Genomic DNA, 25,888 nt, shown 5'->3' on the forward strand with positions numbered 1-25,888 from the left:
GATCCCTCAAAGACGATGAGGTAGATAGGTTCGAGGTGGAAGTGTGGTGACACATGGAGCTGACGAATACTAATCGATCGAGGACTTAACCAAAAAAGTTTGAAACATTCAATGCACCGTTTATCCAGTTTTGAAAGAACAAAACCTTTCAACTAAGGGTTTCAAGATACGAGTAGTTCGAGGAAGCGATGGAGAGAGGAAAGAAGCGTACTCAAGTACGTGACTGACTGAACGACAGAAGCTGACGAAGAAATACGACGTATATTGAAAGCCGACAATAGTCTAGTGATGATGGCAAAGAGGTCACACCCGTTCCCATACCGAACACGGAAGTTAAGCTCTTTAGCGCCGATGGTAGTTGGGGGCTTCCCCCTGTGAGAGTAGGACGTCGCTAGGCTCCTAGAAAAGTCGAGGATTTATTCCTCGGCTTTTTTTCTATGGAAATAAATGAACTATGGAAAACGAACCGATAAGTTATTTTGTTACTTTAGATTTAATTTCTCTCAGTAAATGTCTTTTGTACCGAAATCGTAGCGACAGATACAGAAGTCACCCACTTCTATAGGCGGTAAGATTAATGCGGGTTTTAAGTCATCTTTCAGCGAGTGTCTAAACATCCACCTAAACTGAGTGACCAACATCTTCCGCTGCCGCTTCGCTTTCGAGCAGATAAAACCCTTTTGCTGTCGCTTCGCTTTCGTATAGACAAAACACATTGCTGGACGCTACGTTAGCACTACGCTTTCACACAAAACACATCAGCGGCTGTCGCTACGTTTTCGCACAAAACATATCTGTGGCTGCCGCTACGCTTTCGCACAAAAAACATTTGCAGGCCGAAGCACAAAGCTGATTCAGGACGCAATTATGCCGAGGCATAATTGATTGGGAAGTAATGAAGTGAAGTACAGTATAAGGAAATTTTAGAAGTTGAATTGCTGCAAGCCCCAGCGGCATCGACAAAGTAAGGTATAAATTTGCTGGATGGTATAAGGTTATAGAGGAGCATGCAGTAGCATACGCGTAAGAGATGTATCGTATATTCGATACATCTCTTTTTTCTTTGTACACTCGGTATGAGTATGAACTTATAGATAGAAGGATAAGAAAGTCCTGTTTTTAAGAAGGAACATCACGATCCAAGCTCAAAAAAAAGTTGAAAATAATTATCATAAAGAATCAAATAAGCAGGTTTATCAACTTTTGTTCAAAAGTGAACAAAAGTTGATTTGCATCTCTCCCCCGTAGGTTTTAATCTAAATGAGCATAATCCTTAAGACAAAAGGATGTCGATGTTAGATAAAAGGAATCCCTTTTGTTTTGATTTACTGATGTAATAATTTAAAAAAGTAGTTAGAAAATGGTTTTCGATAATTCGACAGTTGCAAGCAATACAGAAGGTGTACCATCACTATTTTAAATGTGAAATTATTGAATAATATCTCAATAGTAACAATTGTCTTGGTGATACCTAACAGAAAATATTCAAACGAAGTTAGAATTTTAAGAAAATTTATTTAGAAATTCACCATTATCAAATTATGCTAAGAAAGCAACAAAAGTTGATTTTAATTCTTTTGTAAAATACGCTACAATCTGTAATTGTAAGAGATGAAAAGTAAAAAAAGAAATAAAAGAGAAAAAATATGTTTAAAGAAGTTCAAATTGAGGTATAGGTTAAGTGTAAAAAGTAAACAAACTAGTATTTGTGATAATAATAGTGATGTTTCTAACTATTTCTTTTTCATCTAATGCTAAATCGTAAGCCCTTGATTCGGAAAGCTTCCATCGTTTATGGGCCAAGAAAAAATCCACAAATGAGGGATGTATCTTATTTAAGAATAACATTTTCTGGGTTGTTATTTACCGTACCAGCATTTTATCTGATACGTAAATATAAATAAATATACAATATGAAATGGGAGGATGGTTGACTGGAAAGGATGTACTTTTTTGCTTAAAAACTGTAATTTTATTACAAATTAATTAAAAATAGTTAATTAATAATTTAACTATTAAGTAGTAAGTGTTATTTACCGTATTAGCATTTTTTCTAATACGTAAATATAAAAAATACATGAAAGGAGAATTTAAACAATGAAGAATAAGGCTATGCAATTTGTGGCAATCGCCACTTTACTAAGTTGTACGGCGATTTCTCCATTATTTGCTTCAGCAGAAGAAGGTGAAACAGAAGAAAAAGAAAAAGTAGTTAATTACGTATCGAATGGAATGGTGGCATTTATTCCGAATGAAGATTCACAAGGCCCGGTAGATCCGACTGATCCAGATCCAGAGAAGCCGGTAAATCCAGTAGATCCGACAGATCCAGAAGGTCCGAAACCGGGAACTGGAAGCCCACTTGGCCTTGATTTTGTATCGAGTCTCGATTTTGGTATTAATGAAATCTCGAACAAAGAAAAGATTTATTATGCGAATGCACAGGTGTTAACTTCTAGTGACGGAAGTAGATATGTACCTAACTATGCTCAAATCTCAGATAACCGCGGAACAAATGCCGGATGGAAATTAACCGTTAAACAAGAAGGTCAGTTTGCTAATGCTGCAGCGCAAAATAAGAAATTAACAGGCGCACAAATCAAATTTGTGAATCCGACTGTTACAGGTAAAACAGTAGTGACACCGCCAACAGCAGCTAAAGAAATTACGTTAGATCCAAATGGCGCTGAGTCACTTGTCATGTCAGCAAATCCAACAGAAGGAGCTGGACTTTGGGTAAACCTTTGGGGGCAGGTAGATGAGATGACGAATGCTGCAGGTGAGAAAGTACAAAAAAACAAAGCGATTTCCCTTTCTATTCCAGGAGAAACGCCAAAAGATGCTGTTACATACAGTACAAAATTAACATGGAACTTATCGGATGTTCCAGGTAACAAATAATAATAAAGGATGATGAAACATGAAAATCAATACTAATTTAAAAGCTCTAGGCGTAGCAACAACAATGTTAACAGGTTTGGTATTAGGAGGAAGTGTCACTTCTTATGCGGCAGATGGTGGCGAGTATCAAACGAATGCAATTATCGAATTTGAATCAGCTACTGACATCATTACTCCACCAATGGATCCAACTAATCCGGATAATCCAAATCCAGTAAATCCAGTAGATCCAACTGATCCAAACGGCCCAAAGCCGGGTACACCTGGTCCATTAAGTATTGACTATGCATCTAGCTTAGACTTTGGTAAGCAAAAAATTACTTCTACCAATCAAGTTTACAAAGTACAACCGCAAAAATTTAACGGTCGTGGCGACGGTCCGAACTATGTTCAAGTAACAGATAGTCGTGGTACTGAAAAAGGTTGGTCATTGCAAGTGAAACAAAATGGTCAATTCAAGAGCACTACAGATAAAGAACTAACGGGTGCTGAAATTACTTTTAAAAATGCATGGGTGAATACAGCCTCTGCATCTACAAAACCATCTATTGTAAAAACTTCATTTAGTTTAAAACCAGAGGGGATGGGTGTAGCTGAAAACATTATGTCTGCCAAAGCAAATGAAGGGTCCGGTACTTATGTATTAGTATTTGGTGATGACGCTACAGCAGCGGATAGTATTGAACTTTCTATCCCAGGTTCAACTACGAAATATGCAGAAAAATATGCTACGTCCTTAACATGGACACTGACAGACGTACCTGGACAAGAATAAGAGACTATCAAAAATAGTATCCTATCATTTCAGTGCAATATTGTGAGATACAGGTAAAAACCCGTGTAAATCCTGTTAACTCGATTTGCAACAAGTACGAGTTAACGTGGAGCGACAGGAGTACGAGACTTCGTAGCATTCTGTTGCTCCAATGTTAGAGGAAAGCATTGCGGGTTTTTACCAATTATTTTAGATCTTTGAAGACTTTTAAGTAGTAAGGATGGTAGAAAATATGAGGAAAAATACGTTATGGACCTTATTCGGAATATTGATTGTAAGCCTATTATGGTTAACGCCATTTGCGTCTGCATCTGAATTTAATTTTGGTGTGTATACCGTTATTCCAGACAACCAAATTGATAAACAAAAATCTTATTTCGATCTGAAAATGGAGCCTAATCAAAAGCAGACATTAACGATTCAATTGAAAAATGATACGGAAGAGGATGTCGTCATTGAGCCGATCATTCATTCTGCTACAACGAATATTAATGGAGTTGTAGAGTACGGTCCTACAAGTGCAGAACGTGATTCTTCATTGCCATATGAATTAGGGGATTTAATTCAAACTGAGAAGGAAATTACGATTCCGGCTAAGGGAAGTAAGGATTTACAGTTAAATGTAACGATGCCTGAAGAAGAATTCGATGGGATTTTAGCGGGCGGTATTACATTAGAAGAGAAGAAAGCGTCAAAAAATACCGAGGAAACAACTAAAGGTGTAAGTATTGAAAATAAATATGCTTATGTAGTGGGAATTATCCTACAAGAAACTGATGAAACAGTGAAGCAAGATTTGCAATTACACGATGTTAAAGCTGGACAAGTGAATGCCCGTAATGTGATTAATGCTAAGCTTCAAAATCCAACGGCAACGTATTTAAACCGTTTTGAAGTGGACGCGAAAGTTACGAAAAAAGGGAAAACAGAGGTGCTCTATAAATCTGAAAAACAAGACATGCAAATGGCGCCAAATTCAAATTTTGAATACCCGATTTCACTAAATGGAGAAAAATTCAAATCTGGAACCTATACGTTACATGTAAAGGCTAAATCGAGCAAAGAATCATGGGAATTTGAGAAGGATTTTACCATTAAAGGGGAAGAAGTAAAGCAATTTAACGCAACAGATGTATCCATTGAAGGACCGAATTATCTAGCGTATTTGGTAGGATTGCTAATTCTTCTAGTAGCAGGGTTACTATTGTTTATATTTTATAGCAAAAAGAAACAGAAGAAACAACAAGAAATAAATTAATTGAACAAAAATACGCCTTTGTTTTGGAAGTAGCTGTACCGGTTACTTTGCGGACTTTTCGTTTTAGAAAAATTATGCACCAATTTATGTTTCTAAAGATGCAGGATGGAGGCGTGTATCAGTTAACGCTGATACGACAAGCGATTGGTTTTTTAACAAGTGAATCAATAATAATTCAGATGAATCACTTGTTAAAAATTAAAAAGAAAAAGTTAATTTGAAAAAATGAGAAGATGTGCAAAGTGATCAGTATGCGGTTAACTTCATTGTTCGTTATGAAGCTGCTTAACATGTAAAAGGTCGGTGAAAAGAAATATGCGGAAAATAGTAATATCGATATTAGTTTTTGTTCTAGTCTTTTCGGAACTGAGTGTATCTATAGCAGAAACAATTATGGGTAATCCTACAGAGTCTGAAATTGAATGTGAGGAACAACTAGAGTCTGATGGCGAGGAAAATCTAGCAACTGAATGTAAGGAACCGGAGTCTGAAAATGGCGAAGCTCCAATAACTGAAGGAGAGAAACAGCCGGAGTCTGAAAGTGAGGAAGCGCCAACAACTGAAGATAAGGAACAACCAGAGACTGAAAATGGTGAAGCGCCAACAACCGAAGGAGAGAAAGAACCAGAGACTGAAAATGGCGAAGCTCCAACAGCCGAAGGAGAGAAAGAACCAGAGACTGAAAATGGCGAGGCTCCAACAACTGAAGAAGAGGAGCAGCGAGAATCTGGAGATGAAGAAAATCTTGCGAATGCGTGTGAGAGACAGCTAGAGTATGAAACTGAAGAAAATTTGGTAATTGAAGGAGAGGAACAGCTAGAGGCTGATGATGAAGAAGATATAGCAATTGACTGTGAGGAAGAGGAAGAGCCTGAAATTGAAGAAAATTTGGAAGTTGACTGTGAGGAAGAGTTTTACATTGAAGGAGAAGAACTAGTGGCTGAAGAAGAGGAGCAGCTAGAGTCTAACATTGAAGAAGAACTAGTAACTGAAGGTGAAGGTGAAGGACAAGAAGAATCAGCACCTAAATGTTTAAGAAGAATTGCTAGTCCTCGGGCGGGATTATATGGAATTCCTATAAAACAAGTTGGTGAAATCGGTAATATTGATTTTTCGAAGTTGGATGATTCTCCGAATGAATTAGATGGATTTACACAAATGAGTACAAATGTAGGCCTTGAACTTCCAACAAGAGAGAGCTACCAAGGCAGATCTTATTACATGTATTTTGGGGATATTGCCGATTGGCGGTCACGGAATTCCTTGAAATCTATGAACGAGTATCGTCGATATTATGATGACTGGGGACGTCCATTGCCTTCTATGAATACAAAACTTTCCGATTTAGCGTATGATTCTGACGCACATATAATGGTACAAAATTTCTCAGTAGTAACAGCTCTATCTGAGGATTATAATCCCGATGCAATAAACGGTCTTGTAAACTATTATTATCCCGGTGGAAGGCCTCATCGTGCTGGTCGTGCTCATCAAAATGGTAATGGACTTGTGATTGGTTATGGCGAACAAGAAAACGGTAGGGCACAAAAGCAATCTAATTTCATGCCAATTTTGAAATTATATATAAATGAAAAGACACATGAGCTGGTTGCTTATGCAGCTTCCCTAGATACGCATAATAATCCGAGATTCGTAGAGGGATATATAAAAATTAAAATGAGTCTGACGAATGAGAGAAAAGGGCGTGTTAATGTCAGTATGAAATATTTGAACTTAACTACGCAATACCCTTATACAAATATCGGTTATTCCGTGCATATGGATATTGACGGACTAGATAGGAACAGTAAAATATATTCTTTAGGAAATAATAAAGGGATATATTTTCATGAGCCGGATATGAGGGACGGTCAAGATTATTATCTTTATTTCTTCTATAATGGTTATGCGAATCATCCAGCTGCAATGCGAGCAACTAATAACCCGCAGATTAGACCATTCGATGGTAGTGGTAATGATCTTGAAAATCTCTTTTTTTATGTACTAAATGCGCCAAGTATTCCTGATCCCGGCAAGGATGTGCAGTATCCTTACACGTCGCATCCAGCCTGGGCATTAAGATGGGAACCGCAAGTACAAGAGCCGGATACAGTAAGGGAATTTAATATGGAGATTACGGTAAGTAACAGACCGGATGTTCCGGTAGAGGTTAAATTGGATAATGACGGCGAATATACAGATGAAGGATACCGTATTACAGGGATGTGGAACAATCAAGAGGAAGAAGCTGATTATGTCGAACTTTATTATAAGGTAGATGACGGTGAGCCTCAGAAATTCGCACATGAAGAAAATCCAAGTTTAGATACAAATGAATCGTGGGGGTATACGATTCCGATAGATGAAGTGAAGAAGGGATTAGATCACGAAATTAGTGTATATGCGGTAACGGTATTTTTGGCGGACGACGAGAAGCTCCAATCTAATATGGAAACAATAAAAATCCGACCTGAATTAACTATTGAAGAACGAGTGTTTGGTGTAGATGGTAAAGTGCCAACAGAAGTTGCGCCAGGTGAAACATTGAAGTATGAGATTTTAGTAGATTCCGGCTATATTCCGGATGATAGAGGGACATATGGTCAATTTACGATTTCACAAAAATATGATCCACATTTAGAATCGCCAACAGACCTTAAAGTAATAGATGAAAATGGTAAAGAAATCGGTACAGCAACATACGATGTTAATGAGATTGTGGCAACTCTTGATACTAACCCTGAAGTGCTACGCTCTACAAAAGTAAAATTCACCTTTAATGCGAAGGTGAAAGAAGGTGCGGCAGAAGAAGACTTTGTTGTAAGTCAAGCGACGGCTACAGGGAAATACAGTACAGGTGATGAAGTCAATCAGACATCAAATGAAGTGAAAACCAAAATTTCTGGCGTGTTGAAATTCGTTTCTGCGCCTGAGGAGGTTGGCTTTGGAGAAAAGCTTAAGATTTCGTCGAGAACTAAAACGTATCAGCTCATCCAAGTTGATAAGTCTTTATCTGTAAAAGATAGTCGTGCGTTGTCGAGAAATCCGTCTTGGATGATGACGGCTAAGCTAGTTAAGCCGCTAACAGGGAAGAAGAATGAAGATTCTACATTAGATGGCTTATATTACCGTTATGGTGGAAATGTTTCAACTCTTACTGGAGATGCTTCAGCACTGGTTTATAAAAAGAAAACAACTGGCACAGAAGAAATCAACATTTCTAATGCATGGACTCCAGAAGGAGATGGGCTTTATTTAGAAGTGCCAGCCGGAACTGCTAAAGCTGATGCGTATGACGGGACGGTCCAATGGATACTGCAGAATGTACCTGTGAATGAATAGATGTAGTCATATGTTGATAAGCTTGGTTGCATTAAAAAGAGAAATTTCAAGTGTGTTATGCCGAGTGATGGGAATCCAATCTTTTCGATAAATTATATACAAGTGTTTCATGGATTAGTTGACAATTAAATAATCTAGAAAAAGAAAGCATGAGATTGAACATTTAACAGTCTCATGCTTTTGTAATTAGGTTAGACTAGGAGATTATGGACCGCTCTATTTCTGGAACGAAGTCAAATGAAGAACGCCCAGCGTTAAAATTACAGACCAAGTATTTGATGATAGCAATAGGGAGTGCCGTACGATTCGGCATTTAGATGACTTCGGTATGTTTGACGGAGTCATCTTTTTTTATGTCCCGGGCTCTGTTTGTTTGATTTTTTAATAGAAATTATGAAGAAATGATATGTTAGATAACAATAAAACATTAAAGTAACTTCAGATTGTGAGTTTAATAGGAAGTTTCTCGATTTTAATCGTGCTTCACTACTGCTGCATACGAAGAAAAAAATCTATATTGTTGGGAATGGGTCTTCCCATTTAGCGGCACAATGGTTGTGTTTTACGTTAAATATGCTACGTCCTAACGTAGTGCTTTTAGATTTTGAAACTAGTGAAATCATTAGAGCTTTACAAGAAATTGATGAGGATATTGTGGTCATTATTTTATCGTTCCATCGTTATTTTAAAGAATCGATACGATTTGCAGCTGAAATTCAAGAAAAAATTGCGAAATTATTGGTATTACAGATTCTAAAATTGCACTTATCACGCAATATGCGACGATTACCTTTGTGAATGAACAATAGGAAATGTCTACGATTGACGCAATGCCAGCACTGATTTCATTTATAAATACACTAATTGCAGGTATGACTGCACAAGATCACGACTATTATGAAAATCAACGCGTAAAATATGATAATTTCCAAAATAGCTTTTTAGCAAATCGATGGAGTTGAAAACAATGAATCAAGTTTTACAAAACTTACAGCCTAGATTGGCTGATATTTTTACACATCTACATGAGCATCCGGAAATTAGCTGGCAGGAAAAGAAGACAACGCAATACATCGCCAATTTATTGAAGGAGGCACAGATGGAGCCTCAGTTGTTCGAGGATATGACGGGACTGTATGTAGATATTGGGGAAGGGATACCGAGAGTCGGATTTCGTACGGATATTGATGCACTATGGCAGGAAGTTGATGGCAAGTTTCAAGCTAATCATTCTTGCGGTCATGATGGTCACATGACGATGGCTATTGGGACGGCACTAGTGTTAAAGGATATGGAGCATTTACTCCCCGGGGCAGTACGCATTCTTTTTCAGCCCGCTGAAGAAAAGGCACAGGGGGCTCGCGCATTCGTTGAGAAGGGGCTAATAGATAATCTAGAATACTTATTTGGTGTCCATGTTCGTCCGTTAAAAGAATTACAGGATGGAACGTATGCGCCAGCATTGTACCACGGTGCAGCAAAGCTTTTTACTGGGACAATTCTTGGGGAAGAGGCACATGGCGCACGACCTGAACTCGGCATTAATGCAATTGAGGTAGGGGCAGCGATTGTCGAAGGTTTACAAAAAATTTGGACAGATCCAAATGTCTCAGCGTCGGTCAAAATGACGCAATTTAATGCAGGAGGGACCTCTACGAATATTATTCCGGGGAAAGCAACATTTAGCATCGATGCACGAGCGCAAACTAATGAAGAAATGCAAGCTCTCACGGATGGTATTGAACGTGTAAAGGCATCGGTAGAAGCGATGTATGGTGCGAAAATTTCCTTATATGTAGATGCGTATATTGTTGCAGCATTAGTGAATGATGAGGCATTACAACATATGAATTCAGCTATTGTTGACACAGTCGGTGAAAAAGCATGCGCTTTACCAGTTGTCACTCCTGGAGGAGAAGATTTCCATTTTTATACTTATGAGAGACCGAACCTTAAAGCAACAATGCTTGGCTTAGGTTGTGGTGTAACACCAGGATTACATCATCCGAAAATGACCTTTAATCGAGAGCGGCTTTTTACCGGTGTGAACATTATTACGAGAGCTATTTTACGAGCTTTATAGACCCTAGACGTTAATAGCTTTGTAGCGAGTTTAGTAGGGTATAGTTGGAAAGGTTTATTCAACCATGGGATATTTAGAATTTGCATCAATCATTGCAATCATCGTCTCATGGCTACGTAAAATACCAAAAGCTTCATAACTATGTTTTTGAGATTCTCTAGTGTACTTGTCTAGCACTAGGGAATTTTTTTTAGGATTTTAGTCATGAAAACAAGGTGAAAATCATACAATAAGTGTGTGTTTATTTACCTGTGTTGTTCTATTAAATTCTACTTTGTGTAAAATAAATTCTCGTAATTTTAAATAAAATCTATTTAAGTGCTAGACACTAATTTTTGGGAATGCTATATTAATGATGTCATAGTTTTTTTATAATTAAGAAAAATCAGGTTTCGTCATCTGCTAAAACGTATGTTTTGAGTAAGTTGATTGGAGTGCAGACTAGTCGACCTAGCGGCTCATCGGATGAATCAAGGAAAGCGCCCAGCCGGAACGGAAATCAACCACACATTTTGGTGATGACCCAAAACTTTTTCAAATTATAAGGAGTAATGGAGTAAAGAGTTATAAGAAGGATGATAGATGCCTATGGTAAAGAAAACGTTAAAACAACGCATTGTTGACGCTTCTGTAGTGCTATTTCAGCAAGATGGCTATCACAATGTAACTGTTGATCGCATTGTTGAATACATTGGTGCTTCAAAGGGTGGATTTTATCATAATTTTAAATCGAAAGATGAACTGTTGTATGAAATTCACGATGTATTTATTTCATATGTTATTAAACAGTCACAGGAGGCATATGACAAATTCGACACACCGATTACACGTTTATGTGCAATGCTGCAAACACTGACACAAGTATTTGATATGTATCAAGCACATATTACTGTTTTTTATGAGGAAAGCCGTTCATTGCCAGAGGAATATAGTGAAATTATTCATAAAAAGCGAGATCAGTATCGGGATGTTTTACAAAAAGTCATAGAAGAAGGCCAACAAACAAAGGATTTTCGTACAGAACTACCTTGTACTATTGTAACAATGGCTATTGTTGGGATGATCAACTGGACATACAAATGGTTTAAGCAGTCAGGTCCTTTAACAATGGAGGAAATTACAGAAGTATTTACGGATATGGTATTGCGTGCGATTGTCACTGAACAAGCAATGGAAGAAGCGGTTCAATTTATGGTAAAGGGGTAGCCAGTAGCTAGGACTGGTTTTATTAATTTTTAATACAAACCGACTAGTCGGTACTTATTTGTGTATAACTGTCATCTGAACGAAATCCGCTATGGCAAAATTAAACATTAGGGGGACTGGGGATGAACTTTGAACTAACGAAAGAGCAAGTGATGATTCGAGACATGGTACGTGATTTTGCTGAAAATGAAATTAAACCGTATGCTCGTGAGGTTGACGAGACATCGACGATGAGAATAGAGAGCTTTAAAAAGATGGCAGAGCTAGGCTTATTAGGTATCCCGTTTCCTGAAGAGTACGGCGGTTCAGGTGGAGATACTGTGTCCTACGCACTTGCTGTTGAAGAAATAGGTCGTGCGTGTGGCGGTACAGGATTAAGCTATGCAGCAGCAGTTAGTCTAGGTGCTTCGCCTATTTACAATTTCGGTACAGAGGAGCAAAAGCAGGAATGGCTTGTTCCGTTAGCGAAGGGGGAAACATTAGGATCGTTTGGCTTAACGGAGCCCAATGCAGGTTCAGATGCCGGTGGGACACGTACAACAGCAGTAATTGATGGTGATGATTACATCATTAATGGTGAAAAGTGTTGGATCACAAATGCTGGCCATGCACGTCAAATTATTGTGACAGCAGTGACAGGTAAACGTGAAGATGGTAAAAAAATTATCTCATCTATCATTGTACCAACTAATACTCCTGGCGTAACGATTAACTGCAATTACGACAAAATGGGCGTACGTGGCTCTAATACGTGCGAGATTATATTGCAAAATGTTCGTGTACCGAGGGCTAATCTTTTAGGGGATGAAAAACGCGGATTTAGCCAATTTTTAAATACTTTAGATGGAGGGCGTATTTCCATTGCTGCATTATCTGTAGGAATTGCACAGGCAGCTTATGAAAAAGCATTAAAATACGCAAAAGAACGTGAACAATTTGGAGCACCAATATCAAAACTTCAGGCTATTCAATTTAAATTAGCCGATATGGCAATGGAAATAGAGCTTGCACGTACGTTAGTACATAAGGCGGCATGGCTTAAAGACCAAAAGAAACCATTCGGGAAGGAAGCGGCAATGGCAAAATTATTTGCTTCTGAAATGGGCTTCCGCACTTGTAATCAAGCAATTCAAATTCACGGTGGTTCAGGGTATATGAAAGAGTACGACGTAGAGCGTCATCTGCGTGATATTAAGTTAATGGAAATCGGTGAAGGAACATCTGAAATTCAACGTCTCGTTATTTCTCGTTTAATAGGCTGTTAATCTTAAGTAGCATAAATAAGGAGGATTTTCATGGCAGAACTTGTGTATCAAACTATTGGTCAATTGCTAGATGAACAATCTGAAAAGTATCCACAGCGCGAAGCATTAGTGTATGCAGACAGGGACTTACGAATGACCTACGAGGAGCTCAATCAGCAAAGTCGTTTAGTAGCTAGAGGGTTGATGGCTCTTGGAATAGAGAAGGGTGATCATATTGCAGTATGGACGACTAATGTTCCAGAATGGGTGCAGCTGCAATTTGGTACAGGTAAAATGGGTGCCCCAATCGTCACTGTAAACACTAATTATCGTTCAAGCGAGTTGGAATATTTATTGAAACAATCCGATGCAAAAACGATTATTTTAATTGAAAATTATCGAGACCATTCTTTTATGAATACACTGCAAGAGTTATGTCCAGAGCTTGAACATTGTGAACCGGGTAATTTGCAATCAGAGCGACTACCTTTATTGAAAAATGTTATTTTAATTGGCGAGACAAAATACCCAGGAGTGCTAAACTGGTCTGATGTGTTATCTGCTGCAGAGCAAATAACAGAGGAGCAATTAGATCAAAGACAGCAAGCACTTCATTATGATGATGTTATTAATATTCAATATACTTCGGGAACAACAGGCTTTCCGAAAGGTGTTATGTTAACGCATTATAACTTAGTTAATAATGCGATTAATATTGCAGAATGCATGCGTTTAACTTTTGAAGATCGCTTGTGCATCCCTGTTCCATTCTTCCATTGCTTTGGCTGTGTGATTGGAACATTAGCAATTACAACGAGTGGTGGGACGATGGTTCCAGTTCAGGAATTTTCACCTGCTGAGGTGCTGCAAACGGTTGAAAAAGAGAAATGTACCGCGCTACATGGTGTACCAACGATGTTTATTAGTGAACTTAATTTACCGAATTTTTCGTCTTTTGACCTATCAACGTTGCGTACTGGAGTAATGGCAGGCTCTAATTGTCCTATTGAGGTGATGAAAGCCGTTATCGACAAAATGGGGATGACGGATGTTACTATCTGTTACGGACAAACAGAAGCCTCACCTGTTATCACACAAACGAGAGCAGATGACCCGCTATTGTTAAAGGTAGAAACCGTTGGCCGTGCATTGCCGAATCTAGAAGTTAAAATCGTCCTTCCAGGTACAGACGAAGAAGCTGCGCCGAACGAGCAAGGGGAGCTATGTACAAGAGGCTACCATGTCATGAAAGGTTACTATAAAAACCAAGAAGAAACGCTTCTTGCAATTGATGAGGCTGGTTGGCTGCATACCGGGGATTTGGCAACGATGGATGAGGCGGGCTATGTACGTGTAACAGGGCGTTTAAAGGATATGATTATTCGCGGCGGTGAAAATTTATCTCCTCGAGAAATTGAAGAATTCCTTTACACACATCCAAAAATTGCAGATGTACAGGTTGCGGGCGTTCCTGATCCTGTTTATGGAGAGGAAGCGGCGGCTTGGATCATTTTGCGTGAAGGAGAGCAGGCAACAGAAGAAGAGATTCGGGATTATTGTCGGGATAAAATCTCTAGACATAAAATACCACGAGATATTTTCTTTATCGACGACTATCCGATGACTGCATCAGGAAAAGTTCAAAAGTATAGATTACGAGAGAGTTTTGTTCCAGTAGTGAAGTAAGAAGGGGGCCGGTGTTATGTTCAAGAAGGTTTTAATTGCAAATCGTGGAGAGATAGCAAGGCGTGTTATAAGAACATGCAAACGACTAAACGTTCAAACAGTAGCGGTGTATTCCGAGGCAGACGCTGAAAGCTTACATGTTAAGGAAGCGGATGAGGCGTTCTGTATCGGTAAACCACCTGTTGCGCAAAGCTATTTAAATATTGATCGTATTCTTGAAGTGGCGAAGGAAAGCGGTGCTGACGCTGTTCATCCAGGCTATGGCTTATTATCAGAAAACGCTGAGTTTGCTAAACGTTGTACAGAGGCGGGCTTAGTTTTTATTGGGCCAAGTGCGGAAGTTATTGCTTCGATGGGTAGTAAATTAGAAGCCCGGAAAACAATGAAGGCAGCGGGTGTTCCAATTGTTGAAGGTGTAGAGACACCAGTGAAAGATGTAGCAGAAGCTATTGAAATTGCTTCCCGTCTAGGCTATCCGATTATGTTAAAAGCCTCTGCTGGCGGTGGGGGTATCGGGATGCAGCTAGTTGAAAATGCAGAGGAACTGGCAAAAGCATTCGAGGGGAATCAAAAGCGTGCACAGTCATTCTTTGGTGATGGCACGATGTATATGGAACGATTTATTGCTAATCCTCATCACGTCGAGGTACAAATTATTGCAGATCATGATGGCAATGTTGTACCGCTATTTGAACGTGAGTGCTCGATTCAACGTAGAAATCAAAAAGTAGTGGAGGAAGCACCATCTCCATTCATTTCTGAAGAAACAAGAAAAAGTATGCTAGATGCGTCAGTCAAGGCAGTTCAGCATATTGGCTATGTGAATGCTGGAACAATTGAGTATTTAGTAGATGCGGAGCAAAACTTTTATTTCTTAGAGATGAATACGCGCCTACAGGTTGAGCATCCGGTGACAGAGGAAATTACGAAACTGGATCTTGTAGAGGAGCAATTAAAGATTGCGGCAAAACAACCATTAGCATTTACTCGCGATAGTATTCAAAGAAAAGGGCATGCAATTGAAGTACGCATTTACGCCGAAAATCCATCGACATTTTTCCCTTCTCCAGGCACAATTACGGCTTTTGAATTACCAACAGGTGAAGGTATTCGCCATGAATGTGGCGTAGAGGCTGGCACTACGGTAACACCTTTTTATGATCCAATGATTAGCAAATTAGTAGTGTGGGGAGAAACACGAGCAATTGCGTGTGAAAGACTTATTGAGGCACTTAAAGCGTATAAAGTAGAAGGAATTCAAACAAATATTCCGATGCTGTTGAAAACAGTCACACATGAACAATTTTTAAAGGGCTATACAACAACTAAATTTGTAGATGAATATTATCTACCTCAATTAGCGGAGACAAAATGATCATATTACAAAGCATTCGCACTTAAACAATTAGTGCGAATGCGTTATCCATACATTCATACATTTGGAGGGATTTACAATGGCAACAGTTAAAGCGAGCATGGCAGGAACAGTATGGAAAATCGTTGTAGCAGAGGGCGAGAAAGTGACAGCAGGACAAGATGTGGCAATTTTAGAGTCTATGAAAATGGAGATTCCTATTGCAGCAGAAGAAGATGGTGTAGTAACAAAAATCATCGCGAACGAAGGGGATTTCATTAACGTTGATGATGATATTTTAGAAATCGAATAAGGAGGCTTCTTTATGCAGCTACCAAAGCAGGTAACGTTAAAGGAAGTAGGCCCTCGTGACGGTTTGCAAAATGAGAAAACGCATCTTGCAACTGCCAATAAAGTACAGCTAGTGAATTTACTTAGTCAAACTGGATTGAATTATATCGAGGTGACGTCTTTTGTGCATCCGAAGTGGATTCCACAGCTAGCAGATGCAGTGGAGGTGCTTCAAGCCATTAAACGCCAAAAAGATATCACGTATGCGGCACTAGTACCGAACATGCGTGGCTTAGAACGTGCATTGCAGGCTGAAGTAGATGAAGTGAGCGTTTTTATGTCGGCAAGTGAAAGCCACAATCAAAGTAATATTAATAAAACGATTAATGAAACATTTCCTATATTAGAGGAAGTAGTTATAGGGGCAAAGGCAGCACATAAAAACGTACGAGGCTATATCTCAACGGTGATTGGGTGCCCGTATGAAGGCTACATACAACCAGAAAAGGTTTTACGAGTAACAGAAAAATTATTAGAAATGGGCGTCGATGAAATTTCGCTAGGTGACACGATTGGTGTTGGTGTGCCGACACAGGTGGAAAATCTTTTAGAAGAATTGCTAAAAAGATACCCTGTTGAAAATTTTGCGATGCATTTTCATGATACACGCGGCACAGCACTGACGAATATTGTTAAATCTTTAGAAATGGGAATTACCAAGTTTGATAGTGCGCTTGGTGGACTTGGGGGCTGTCCATATGCTAAGGGAGCATCGGGTAATGTAGCCACGGAAGATTTATTGTATTTATTAGATGGAATGGGTATTAAAACGGGTGTAGAACTGAATAAAGTGCTAGAGGCGGCGCTATTTATTGAACAGAAACTAGGGAAGGCAGTTGCCTCTAAACAAATGGCGATTGTCCGTAATGAAAGGAGTGCGAGTCAATTATGACGCAGCTCGTTCGTTTTGAATTATTAGATGATTGCATTGGGCTTATTACACTTTCGAGACCTGAAGCTGCGAATGCAATGTCTGTACAATTACTCCAAGAACTTAGTACGACACTCGACAAAATAAATGGTGATCCGGCAGTGCGAGTTGTCTTACTAACAGGATCTGGTGAAAAAGCTTTTTGCGCAGGAGCAGATTTAAAAGAGCGTAAAGGGATGCCTGACCGACAAGTAAAGCAGATTGTGCAATTAATTGGTGCAACAGTGGCAAAAGTAGAAGCACTCGCTCAACCAGTTATTGCCGTACTAAATGGCGTTGCTTTTGGTGGCGGACTCGAACTTGCATTAGCCTGTGATTTACGTCTTGCAGCTGCACATGCAAAGATAGGCCTTACAGAAACATCTCTCGGTATTATCCCAGGGGCAGGAGGCACACAACGACTTCCGCGACTCATTGGTATTGGAAAAGCGAAGGAATTAATTTATACAGCACGTCGATTAAATGCAGAGGAAGCAAGAAGCTACGGTATCGTAGAGTATGTTCATGAAGGACATGAAGTACTTGAAAAGGCTCAGCAGCTTGCACTTGAAATGGCCAAAAATGCTCCACTTTCTTTAGTACAGGCGAAAATCGCCATGAATCAAGGTGTTGAAGTCGATTTAGCTACGGGCTTAAAAATCGAATCGCTTGCATATAATGCTCTGATTCCTACAGAAGATCGATTAGAGGGTTTACTGGCTTTCCAGGAAAAGCGAACACCGCAATACTTAGGGAAATAAAAGCTCTGATGATAGATTTTGAATTGTTTTAAAGTAGGATTTTAAAAAATAGGCGTATCATCAAAAAGTGGAGGCTAGTGACTTCTTGGGGAGCCCTCAGGGAAGCGCTAAGTGTAAAGGAATCAAATCCACGATATAGTGATGAGCCATACAAGTATTTCTAATAGATTTTGGTCCACCATCAGAAGTTTGGAACGACATTTTGTTAAAACATATGCAATGCATATAAGTTGATTGGAGTGAAGGCTGGGCGACTCCTTGGGGATCAGCGAAAAGAGGAACGAAGGCTAAAACCATCACATCCTGTGATAACGCCTTCGTGACCAACATCAGTGCTGTTGCTGTCGCTTCGTTGCACTACGCTTTCGCACAGAATGAACCCCTTTTGCTGCCGCTTCGCTTTCGCGCAAAAAACATCTGTTGGCCCGAGACCCTGCAGCGAGCATCGCGAGTGAAGCGGCTCATCAAACGCCCCCAGGAAGCTCTGCTCTGCGCGAAAGCGAAGCGTCAGCGATAAAAGCGCCCAGCCGTAACGGAAATCAACCTCACGTTATGATAATGAACTGAGATCTAGGTATATTTATTAATTATCTGTGCTAAGACGTAACCGAATGGGCAAAAGGAGGAATTAAATATGAGCAATGTACCGACAGAAAATACAACTAAAACAATGAAGGAACAAATTTTAGCAGGTGGTCTGCCAAAATATCACGATAAAAATGCACAGCAAGGAAAGCTATTTGTACGTGAACGACTCGAATTATTATTAGATGATGGGCTGCAATCAGAAGATGGCTTGTACGCAAACTGCTTAGCTGGGGATTTACCGGCAGATGGCGTTGTAACAGGAATCGGTAAAATCCATGGCCGTACTGTTTGTGTATTAGCAAACGATTCGACGATTAAAGCTGGCTCTTGGGGTAAACGTACAGTAGAAAAAATGATTCGTATTCAAGAAACAGCTGAAAAGCTAAATTGCCCATTACTGTATCTAGTCGATTCAGCAGGTGCACGTATTACAGATCAATTAGAAATGTTTCCTGGTCGAAGAGGAGCAGGGCGCATTTTCTATAATCAGGTAAAGCTTTCAGGTAAAATCCCTCAAATATGCCTACTGTTTGGACCTTCTGCAGCAGGGGGAGCATATATTCCTGCATTCTGCGATATTGTAGTCATGGTAGAGGGCAATGCATCGATGTATTTAGGATCACCACGTATGGCGGAAATGGTTATTGGTGAGAAGGTAGATTTGGAAACAATGGGTGGAGCGAAAATGCACTGTTCTGTTTCCGGTTGCGGAGATGTGCTTGCTAAAACGGAGCAAGAAGCAATTGCCTATGCTCGTAAATATTTGAGCTACTTCCCGAATAACTTTGCAGAGCGCGGTAAGGTAGAGGCTCCAAAGCCACCAGCTACATTTGATAAATCAATTGATGAACTAATACCGAAAAATCAAAACGTTCCTTTTGATATGTATAAGCTAATTGAACGTATTATTGATGAAGATTCGTTTTGTGAAGTGAAAAAATTATTTGCTCCAGAATTAATTACAGGGCTAGGACGCATTAATGGGCAATCCGTTGGAATTATCGCCAATCAACCACGCGTAAAGGGAGGCGTTTTGTTCCACGATTCAGCTGATAAAGCAGCAAAGTTCATTTCGCTTTGTGATGCGTTTAATATTCCGCTTCTTTTCCTAGCAGATGTACCAGGCTTTATGATTGGTACGCAGGTTGAAAAAGCTGGGATTATACGCCATGGTGCAAAAATGATTTTCGCAATGAGCGAGGCGACCGTTCCTAAATTAACGGTCATTGTTCGTAAGGCATATGGTGCGGGGCTGTATGCAATGGCAGGTCCTGCTTTTGAGCCAGACTGCTGTATTGCACTATCTAACGCACAAATTGCTGTAATGGGTCCTGAAGCTGCGGTTAACGCAGTATATGCAAATAAAATTGCTGAACTTCCAAAAGAGGAGCAAGCGAGCTTTATAGCAGAGAAACGCAAGGAATATCAAGAGGAAATCGATGTCTATCGTCTAGCTTCAGAACTTATCATTGACGATGTTATTGAGCCAAATGATTTAAGAAAAGCACTTGAATCACGTTTAGAGCTTTATATGTCAAAATACTTATTATTCTCAGAACGTAAGCATGGAGTAAATCCAGTATAAAACCTTGAAATGTCGCTGCCTCAGTTTAATTGAGGCAGCTTTTTTTTCATCACCAAAAGCCAAGGACAGTATTTTGTTAAAATTTGTTTCATCTCTTTTCTAATTGAATCTGGACAGACGTATAGTATAAGGGGAAATAAGGTTACATCATTCAAGTACTCGGATGCGCGAGTATGCTTTAACACTTTTCCCATCTTATTATTACCTCTTGCTTGGGGAAGTGGGACATATTAAAATTATGAGAGGATACAGGGAAGTAGGTGGTAAAGGCGTGACAAAAAGTAATATACAAGGTAGTGCCAAGCTACCATTACCTTATCGTGCATTGATAGATACATATTATTTACCAATAAAGATAACAGGGTGGATATTTTTTTGTATCTATTCCATTATAGCTTTTTATAAACTGGTCATTGATCGTCTAGTGAATGTAGCCATTATTTTATTCAATGGCGAATATTCTCTTGATGAATTAGGGCTGTTTGATTATAGTGACTGGCGATTAACTACAAATTTTGTTCCCTTTGGTACAATTCTTCGCTATATTAATTACTCTCAGTATTTTAATTTGGATATCATTATTATTAATTTACTAGGCAATTTATTAATATTTACCCCAATGGGCTTTTTACTACCACTATTATCAAAAAAGTTTCGTAAAGCTTGGACAGTTATTAGTATAGGCTTTTTCTCCAGCTTAGCAGTAGAATCTATACAATTTATTTTTACGGTAGGATCAGCAGATATTGATGATTTGATATTAAATACACTTGGAGCATGGCTTGGTTACGTAGTCTATAAAAGTATACTTATTAAACCTAAAAAAAATAGATAGAAACAGTCCTTGCCAAAGGGCTGTTTTTTTTAGAGGTAAATTAACACTATTTAAAAAGTGATAACGGTGATAATTTTCATTGAAATTAAATATTGAAGTAATAAATGAATGGAAAAACGGATTTTATAGAAGGTCTTTATACCTATCTTATCGGAAATGGATTATTCCTTTAGGAGCTTAGTATTAATTTGCTCTTGAACTTAATAAAGAAAATTCCGATAATGAATGTACAGAAACTGTTTAGATGGTATGGGTATAGTTAATAAAAGATATTATCATATCTATTATTTGACTTGCATATTAAATAAGAAAGCCGAGGTGAATTTATATGAAACTATCAAGTTTAATAGAGCAAGAAAGAATTTCATCACACTATAATCGTAAAAAGATTTTGCAGCGAAAACAAGCTGGTGATGCATATCGAAAAAATGCACTGTATTTTCAGCCAAAGAAAAATCCATTATTGCTTGAGCTAGAAAATTTACTATTAGGGCATACAGATCAAGAACTCTATGAGCAACAAAAAGAAGAATCAAAAGAAATCACGCCTCAACAGCAAGCAATCATTCAAGATTTGCAACAAACAAAAAAGAATGCGCTTACTTATGAGCAAACACAAAAAGCTGAAGCTCTTGAACATTTACAGCTAGAGCATTTAGATGAGGTAGTGCCTATAGCAGATGATGCAAATGCCAAGGATACGTTACAAATATTAAAGCAGGTGCGGAATACAGCGCTAGCACACGTGCAGCCATCACCACAGGATTTACGTGTAGTGGCAAGTGCGAATGCTCATATACAGGACATGCAAGCGCAATTAAATGTTCAAGAAGTAGATGACCTTGAGCATGCTTTTGTACGTGAAGTGATTGAAGTTAAAGTTCCAGAACGTTTTTCTAAAGAATTGAAATTGGATCCATTTGCAGATACAATTTTCGGTAAGAGTTATGCGGAGGCATATAAAGCGAGAACATTTAAATATGCTTCTGAAAAATACGTTACTCATATTCAAATGGCGAAAGACGGCTATCTACCAGAAAAAGACTCTATGTTCTCCATGATAGCCTAATGCTGCAGATAGGGGTTTTTTTAACATGGCGAAGGCAAAGCATGCGAAAACGAATGCTATAAGATTATTGGAGCAACAAAAAATACAATTCGAAGTAATTGAATATGAGACTGGTGATGGCCTAGTTGACGGAATTTCGGTTGCCGAAAAAATTGGTCACCCAGCTTCTCGTGTTTTCAAAACATTAGTAGCAAAGGCAAGTGCACAAAAGCTTTTTGTATTTGTTATTCCTGTAGCAGATGAGCTTGATTTAAAAGCTGCTGCAAAAGTTGTAGGAGAGAAAAAAATCGACATGCTCCCGGTCAAGGAGTTACTTGGCTATACAGGATATGTACGAGGTGGATGCTCTCCAGTCGGCATGAAGAAGCTTTATCCAACTGTCATTGATGCGTCAGCTCAAGAGCAAGGAAAGATTATTGTGAGTGCCGGAAAAATCGGCATGCAAGTCCACCTACAACTAGATGATTTAGTTGCTGCAACAAAGGCAAAGCTCGCACCAATTACCACTACCCAAGCATGATAGGCTGGGTAGTTTTTTTATTTTATTTGGGGTGTCAGGTAGGCAGAAAATCTGCTTAGCTAAGCAGTAGAACCGCTCAGGTAGCCCCAAAAACGCTCAACTACATGAAAACTCCGCTCAGAGAAGTGGAACCAGGTCCGTTTGCACTATATATGCACTGTTTAAGATACTTTGAGGAACCTTTTTTCAATGAAAGCAGCTAAAATTCATCCTCTGCAAATTTTGAAGAAAATATGGTACGTTTAGAGTATATATCATACATAGAGTGGGGATGGAAAAAATGCGGAAAATTATGGGGTGGCGATGGACATTTTTTATTGGTGGTTTAATGGTGATGTCACTTGGAATAACAATGTCCATTAAAGGGAAAATCGTAGGAACCAGTCCTTGGGATGTGTTGCATGTAGGTTTATTTCAGAACTTTGGTTTATCAATCGGAACTTGGTCTATTTTAACTGGGCTTTTCATTGTAGTATCTACCTCAATTGTTTTGCGAGAATGGCCAAAGGTAGGGACATGGCTTAACATGCTACTGATCGGGTCATTTATAGATGTCTTTAATTGGTTATTGCCGTCCACAAATAGTTATGGCTTACAGGTAACATATTTTGTAGTCGGATTATTTGTTTTAAGCTTTGGTTGTGGCATGTATATTGCACCTAATATGGGAGCGGGGCCGCGAGATACATTAATGATGATTCTAGTTGAAAAGTTTGGCGGGACAATTAAAACAGCGCGAATGGGTATTGAGGTGTTTGTCACGATTTTTGGATGGTTACTTGGTGGTCCAGTTGGTGTTGGTACAGTGGTCATTGCTTTAACATCAGGCTATATTGTGCAATATTCATTACCTTATTGTCGGAAGGTATTAATGAAGTGTATTGGCAATGTCGAGGAAATGAAGCCATTCTATTAAATGGGAAGCCACTTTTATCTGTGAAAGATAGAAGTAGCTTTTCATTTTTTTTTAAGTTGCTTCATATAATGCAAGGCATATGATAAAGGGGGATCGAAATTGAACGGAAATGTGACCTATTATTATGGACACGCACTGACTGGGCAAGGAGTTAAACATTTATATAAAGAAATGATGGATGAGGCTGAATTAGTTTATATTTTACAGGGAGCACCGACGTTTAAAGGATCAGAGCTTCTTAAAGAGCTTGGGTATTTTTATGTGAAGCAAGGCTTTGCGGTGGAGTGGTTTAAGCATGCTTTGCTGGAGGATATTGTTGAGGCGGTGTATATTCAAGGATGTAATCGACTATTTGTATGGTCATCGGGGTGGGGGATTGAACCGATTTTCCTTGGCACCAAGCATCGGGTGATGTCGTTTTATGATTGTTTAGAAGAAATACAGCTTGAAAGAGTTGGCGAACAGCTCGCTGATGCAATGACGGAACGAGAGTCTTGGCGTGAGAAGTGTATTTCGAAGCTGAATAGTGCTATAAAGATCCATGATGATTGGGAAGTAGTCACACAGAGCTGTATGAACTGGCAGGCATTAAATGACCAGGTTGAAAATTTAAAGACAGATGTTTTCCAATCGATTGTCTTAAATAAAACAGGAATGCGCACGCATCGCTTACTCGGAACATTAACACCGAGGGGGGCCGAAAATACAGTAGAAAGTATGACAAAAAACGTAGCTCGAAGATTGATGATTAAAGGGAAGCCAGGTACAGGTAAATCTTCTTTAATGAAAGGTTTAGCAGACGAAGCAAATGCGAGAGGGCTCGATGCACAAGTTATTTGGTGTGGCTTGGATTCAAACTCTGTTGACATGGTTATTATCCCGGAGTTGAATTTCTGCATCTTTGATAGTACAGATCCACATGTCTTTGAACCTCAGGCCGAGAGACTTGGCGATGAAATTTTCGATATAGGGGAACATTGCGCAATTTCACAGGAAGCAGAAGCTAAAATTGAAGATATTCGGGCAAAGTATAAAGAAGCAATGCAGGATGCAATGGGTTATTCGAAGCGTTATGCGGAAGCGGAGTATACAGTCCGTCGATTATTAGATAATTGTATATCGTCATCTCTTTGGCGAGAAAAAACTGCCCCACTATTCGAAAGATTAACAAAGTAATTTTTCTAATAGCATCCTTGTGCTACACTAGGGACTAGAACAGTTTTCCTAGGAAAGGATGATACGCTTGTCAAAAGTATTGAATGCATTTTTAGATGAAAACCTACAAGCCTTACATAGTCAAGGCTTATACAATGAAATTGATCCAGTAGAGGGAGCAAACGGCCCAATTATTCAGGTACGTGGCAAAAATCTAGTTAATCTATCATCAAACAACTATCTTGGCTTAGCAACGAATGAAGATTTAAAGCGTATTGCCAAAGAAACAATTGAGACATACGGTGTGGGGGCTGGTGCAGTCCGTACTATTAACGGTACACTTGATTTACACGTAAAATTAGAGGAAAAGCTTGCTGAATTTAAAGGAACAGAAGCAGCTATCTCTTATCAATCAGGTTTTAACTGTAATATGGCAGCTATTTCAGCTGTTATGGATAAAAATGATGCGATTCTTTCAGACCAATTAAACCATGCATCGATTATTGATGGCTGTCGTTTATCACGTGCGAAAATCATTGCTTACAATCACTCTGATATGGACGATTTACGTGCAAAGGCAAAGGAAGCAAAAGAATCAGGCTTATACAATAAAGTCATGGTCATTACTGATGGTGTATTCTCAATGGACGGTGATATTGCAAAATTACCAGAAATCGTTGAGATTGCGAAAGAGTTTGATTTAATAACATATGTCGATGATGCACACGGTTCAGGTGTAACAGGTAAAGGAAAAGGTACTGTGAAGCATTTCGGTTTAGAAAAAGAAATTGACTTCCAAATTGGTACACTTTCTAAAGCAATTGGTGTTGTTGGTGGATATGTAGCAGGTAAGAAAAATTTAATTGATTGGCTGAAAGTGCGTTCTCGTCCATTTTTATTCTCAACAGCATTACCACCAGGTGATGTTGCTGCGATTACAGCGGCAGTACAAATGCTGATTGACTCAACAGAGCTCCACGATAAGCTTTGGGAAAATGGCGATTATTTAAAAGCAGGTCTTGCTAAGCTAGGCTTTAATATTGGTGCATCGGAAACGCCAATTACACCATGTATTATTGGTGATGAAAAGCTTACGCAGGAATTTTCACGTCGCTTATTTGAAGAGGGCGTCTACGCTAAATCAATCGTCTTCCCAACGGTTCCAAAAGGCACAGGACGTGTTCGTAACATGCCTACAGCGGCACATACAAAAGAAATGCTGGACGATGCTCTTGCAATCTACGAAAAAGTCGGCCGTGAGCTAGGCGTTATTCAATAAAAATTTGGGCTGCCTCAATAGTGAGGTAGCCCTTTTTTGAGGTTCAGACAGATAGTAAGGTCGAAGTGAC

General features: G+C 39.1%; 21 protein-coding genes and 2 rRNA genes. All 23 read left to right on the top strand.

Annotated features, from left to right (window positions below):
- Positions 1–93 (top strand): 23S ribosomal RNA (locus tag ACQKMV_RS00005); the annotation flags it as partial.
- A gap of 188 nt (positions 94–281) precedes the next feature.
- Positions 282–397: ribosomal RNA gene (rrf, locus tag ACQKMV_RS00010) — 5S ribosomal RNA — on the top strand.
- 1,700 nt (positions 398–2,097) lie between these two features.
- The gene (locus ACQKMV_RS00015; RefSeq protein WP_427501828.1) at positions 2,098–2,901 is read left to right on the top strand and encodes a WxL domain-containing protein; all 804 of its coding nucleotides are present in this window, start codon (positions 2,098–2,100) and stop codon (positions 2,899–2,901) included.
- Positions 2,902–2,920: 19 nt separating this feature from the next.
- Positions 2,921–3,676, top strand: a complete 756-nt coding sequence (locus ACQKMV_RS00020; protein ID WP_427501829.1) for a WxL domain-containing protein — start codon at positions 2,921–2,923, stop codon at positions 3,674–3,676.
- A gap of 232 nt (positions 3,677–3,908) precedes the next feature.
- Complete coding sequence (locus ACQKMV_RS00025; protein ID WP_427501830.1) at positions 3,909–4,934, top strand: DUF916 and DUF3324 domain-containing protein; 1,026 nt, start codon at positions 3,909–3,911, stop codon at positions 4,932–4,934.
- Between the two features lie 315 nt (positions 4,935–5,249).
- Positions 5,250–8,276 carry a hypothetical protein gene (locus tag ACQKMV_RS00030; RefSeq protein ID WP_427501831.1) on the top strand — a complete coding sequence of 1,009 codons (3,027 nt, stop codon included), beginning with the start codon at positions 5,250–5,252 and terminating at the stop codon, positions 8,274–8,276.
- Positions 8,277–8,792: 516 nt separating this feature from the next.
- A complete protein-coding gene (locus ACQKMV_RS00035; protein WP_427502488.1) occupies positions 8,793–9,074 on the top strand; it encodes an SIS domain-containing protein in 282 nt (93 codons plus the stop codon).
- Positions 9,075–9,088: 14 nt separating this feature from the next.
- Entirely contained in the window at positions 9,089–9,238 is a 150-nt protein-coding gene (locus ACQKMV_RS00040) for a hypothetical protein (protein ID WP_427501832.1), read from the top strand.
- Positions 9,239–9,243: 5 nt separating this feature from the next.
- Complete coding sequence (locus tag ACQKMV_RS00045) at positions 9,244–10,359, top strand: M20 peptidase aminoacylase family protein (protein ID WP_427501833.1); 1,116 nt, start codon at positions 9,244–9,246, stop codon at positions 10,357–10,359.
- 588 nt (positions 10,360–10,947) lie between these two features.
- Positions 10,948–11,565 carry a TetR/AcrR family transcriptional regulator gene (locus ACQKMV_RS00050; RefSeq protein ID WP_427502489.1) on the top strand — a complete coding sequence of 206 codons (618 nt, stop codon included), beginning with the start codon at positions 10,948–10,950 and terminating at the stop codon, positions 11,563–11,565.
- A 122-nt stretch (positions 11,566–11,687) separates the two neighbouring features.
- Positions 11,688–12,830 (top strand): acyl-CoA dehydrogenase, encoded by a 1,143-nt coding sequence (locus tag ACQKMV_RS00055; protein WP_427501834.1) that lies wholly within the window; start codon positions 11,688–11,690, stop codon positions 12,828–12,830.
- A 30-nt stretch (positions 12,831–12,860) separates the two neighbouring features.
- Positions 12,861–14,495, top strand: a complete 1,635-nt coding sequence (locus ACQKMV_RS00060; RefSeq protein WP_427501835.1) for an AMP-binding protein — start codon at positions 12,861–12,863, stop codon at positions 14,493–14,495.
- A gap of 16 nt (positions 14,496–14,511) precedes the next feature.
- On the top strand, positions 14,512–15,870 hold the full coding sequence (locus ACQKMV_RS00065; protein ID WP_427501836.1) for an acetyl-CoA carboxylase biotin carboxylase subunit: 1,359 nt from the start codon (positions 14,512–14,514) through the stop codon (positions 15,868–15,870).
- A 79-nt stretch (positions 15,871–15,949) separates the two neighbouring features.
- Positions 15,950–16,162 carry an acetyl-CoA carboxylase biotin carboxyl carrier protein subunit gene (locus ACQKMV_RS00070; protein WP_031418413.1) on the top strand — a complete coding sequence of 71 codons (213 nt, stop codon included), beginning with the start codon at positions 15,950–15,952 and terminating at the stop codon, positions 16,160–16,162.
- A gap of 12 nt (positions 16,163–16,174) precedes the next feature.
- Positions 16,175–17,092 carry a hydroxymethylglutaryl-CoA lyase gene (locus ACQKMV_RS00075; protein ID WP_427501837.1) on the top strand — a complete coding sequence of 306 codons (918 nt, stop codon included), beginning with the start codon at positions 16,175–16,177 and terminating at the stop codon, positions 17,090–17,092.
- On the top strand, positions 17,089–17,871 hold the full coding sequence (locus ACQKMV_RS00080; RefSeq protein ID WP_427501838.1) for an enoyl-CoA hydratase: 783 nt from the start codon (positions 17,089–17,091) through the stop codon (positions 17,869–17,871). Before ACQKMV_RS00075 ends, ACQKMV_RS00080 begins: the two co-directional genes overlap by 4 nt.
- Before the next feature lie 634 nt (positions 17,872–18,505).
- Complete coding sequence (locus ACQKMV_RS00085) at positions 18,506–20,044, top strand: acyl-CoA carboxylase subunit beta (RefSeq protein ID WP_427501839.1); 1,539 nt, start codon at positions 18,506–18,508, stop codon at positions 20,042–20,044.
- Between the two features lie 271 nt (positions 20,045–20,315).
- Positions 20,316–20,879: a VanZ family protein gene (locus ACQKMV_RS00090; protein WP_427501840.1), complete on the top strand. Its 564-nt coding sequence runs from the start codon at positions 20,316–20,318 to the stop codon at positions 20,877–20,879.
- A 328-nt stretch (positions 20,880–21,207) separates the two neighbouring features.
- On the top strand, positions 21,208–21,948 hold the full coding sequence (locus ACQKMV_RS00095; protein WP_427501841.1) for a hypothetical protein: 741 nt from the start codon (positions 21,208–21,210) through the stop codon (positions 21,946–21,948).
- Positions 21,949–21,973: 25 nt separating this feature from the next.
- Positions 21,974–22,468 carry a Cys-tRNA(Pro) deacylase gene (gene ybaK / locus ACQKMV_RS00100; RefSeq protein WP_427501842.1) on the top strand — a complete coding sequence of 165 codons (495 nt, stop codon included), beginning with the start codon at positions 21,974–21,976 and terminating at the stop codon, positions 22,466–22,468.
- 280 nt (positions 22,469–22,748) lie between these two features.
- Positions 22,749–23,384, top strand: coding sequence for a YczE/YyaS/YitT family protein (locus ACQKMV_RS00105; protein WP_427501843.1), 636 nt, complete (start codon positions 22,749–22,751; stop codon positions 23,382–23,384).
- A 99-nt stretch (positions 23,385–23,483) separates the two neighbouring features.
- A complete protein-coding gene (locus ACQKMV_RS00110; protein WP_427501844.1) occupies positions 23,484–24,560 on the top strand; it encodes a nucleotide kinase in 1,077 nt (358 codons plus the stop codon).
- Between the two features lie 58 nt (positions 24,561–24,618).
- Complete coding sequence (locus ACQKMV_RS00115; RefSeq protein ID WP_427501845.1) at positions 24,619–25,818, top strand: glycine C-acetyltransferase; 1,200 nt, start codon at positions 24,619–24,621, stop codon at positions 25,816–25,818.
- Positions 25,819–25,888: the final 70 nt, after the last annotated feature.

This window comes from Lysinibacillus sp. NPDC094403 (assembly GCF_050278745.1).
GTDB lineage: Bacteria > Bacillota > Bacilli > Bacillales_A > Planococcaceae > Lysinibacillus.

Excerpts from the sequence above, each read along its gene's own strand:
- ACQKMV_RS00015 (WP_427501828.1), top strand. The coding sequence starts at position 2,098 with ATGAAGAATAAGGCTATGCAATTTGTGGCAATCGCCACTTTACTAAGT.
- ACQKMV_RS00020 (WP_427501829.1), top strand. The coding sequence starts at position 2,921 with ATGAAAATCAATACTAATTTAAAAGCTCTAGGCGTAGCAACAACAATG.
- ACQKMV_RS00025 (WP_427501830.1), top strand. The coding sequence starts at position 3,909 with ATGAGGAAAAATACGTTATGGACCTTATTCGGAATATTGATTGTAAGC.
- ACQKMV_RS00030 (WP_427501831.1), top strand. The coding sequence starts at position 5,250 with ATGCGGAAAATAGTAATATCGATATTAGTTTTTGTTCTAGTCTTTTCG.
- ACQKMV_RS00040 (WP_427501832.1), top strand. The coding sequence starts at position 9,089 with ATGTCTACGATTGACGCAATGCCAGCACTGATTTCATTTATAAATACA.
- ACQKMV_RS00045 (WP_427501833.1), top strand. The coding sequence starts at position 9,244 with ATGAATCAAGTTTTACAAAACTTACAGCCTAGATTGGCTGATATTTTT.
- ACQKMV_RS00050 (WP_427502489.1), top strand. The coding sequence starts at position 10,948 with ATGGTAAAGAAAACGTTAAAACAACGCATTGTTGACGCTTCTGTAGTG.
- ACQKMV_RS00055 (WP_427501834.1), top strand. The coding sequence starts at position 11,688 with ATGAACTTTGAACTAACGAAAGAGCAAGTGATGATTCGAGACATGGTA.
- ACQKMV_RS00060 (WP_427501835.1), top strand. The coding sequence starts at position 12,861 with ATGGCAGAACTTGTGTATCAAACTATTGGTCAATTGCTAGATGAACAA.
- ACQKMV_RS00065 (WP_427501836.1), top strand. The coding sequence starts at position 14,512 with ATGTTCAAGAAGGTTTTAATTGCAAATCGTGGAGAGATAGCAAGGCGT.
- ACQKMV_RS00070 (WP_031418413.1), top strand. The coding sequence starts at position 15,950 with ATGGCAACAGTTAAAGCGAGCATGGCAGGAACAGTATGGAAAATCGTT.
- ACQKMV_RS00075 (WP_427501837.1), top strand. The coding sequence starts at position 16,175 with ATGCAGCTACCAAAGCAGGTAACGTTAAAGGAAGTAGGCCCTCGTGAC.
- ACQKMV_RS00080 (WP_427501838.1), top strand. The coding sequence starts at position 17,089 with ATGACGCAGCTCGTTCGTTTTGAATTATTAGATGATTGCATTGGGCTT.
- ACQKMV_RS00085 (WP_427501839.1), top strand. The coding sequence starts at position 18,506 with ATGAGCAATGTACCGACAGAAAATACAACTAAAACAATGAAGGAACAA.
- ACQKMV_RS00095 (WP_427501841.1), top strand. The coding sequence starts at position 21,208 with ATGAAACTATCAAGTTTAATAGAGCAAGAAAGAATTTCATCACACTAT.
- ybaK (WP_427501842.1), top strand. The coding sequence starts at position 21,974 with ATGGCGAAGGCAAAGCATGCGAAAACGAATGCTATAAGATTATTGGAG.
- ACQKMV_RS00105 (WP_427501843.1), top strand. The coding sequence starts at position 22,749 with ATGCGGAAAATTATGGGGTGGCGATGGACATTTTTTATTGGTGGTTTA.
- ACQKMV_RS00115 (WP_427501845.1), top strand. The coding sequence starts at position 24,619 with ATGATACGCTTGTCAAAAGTATTGAATGCATTTTTAGATGAAAACCTA.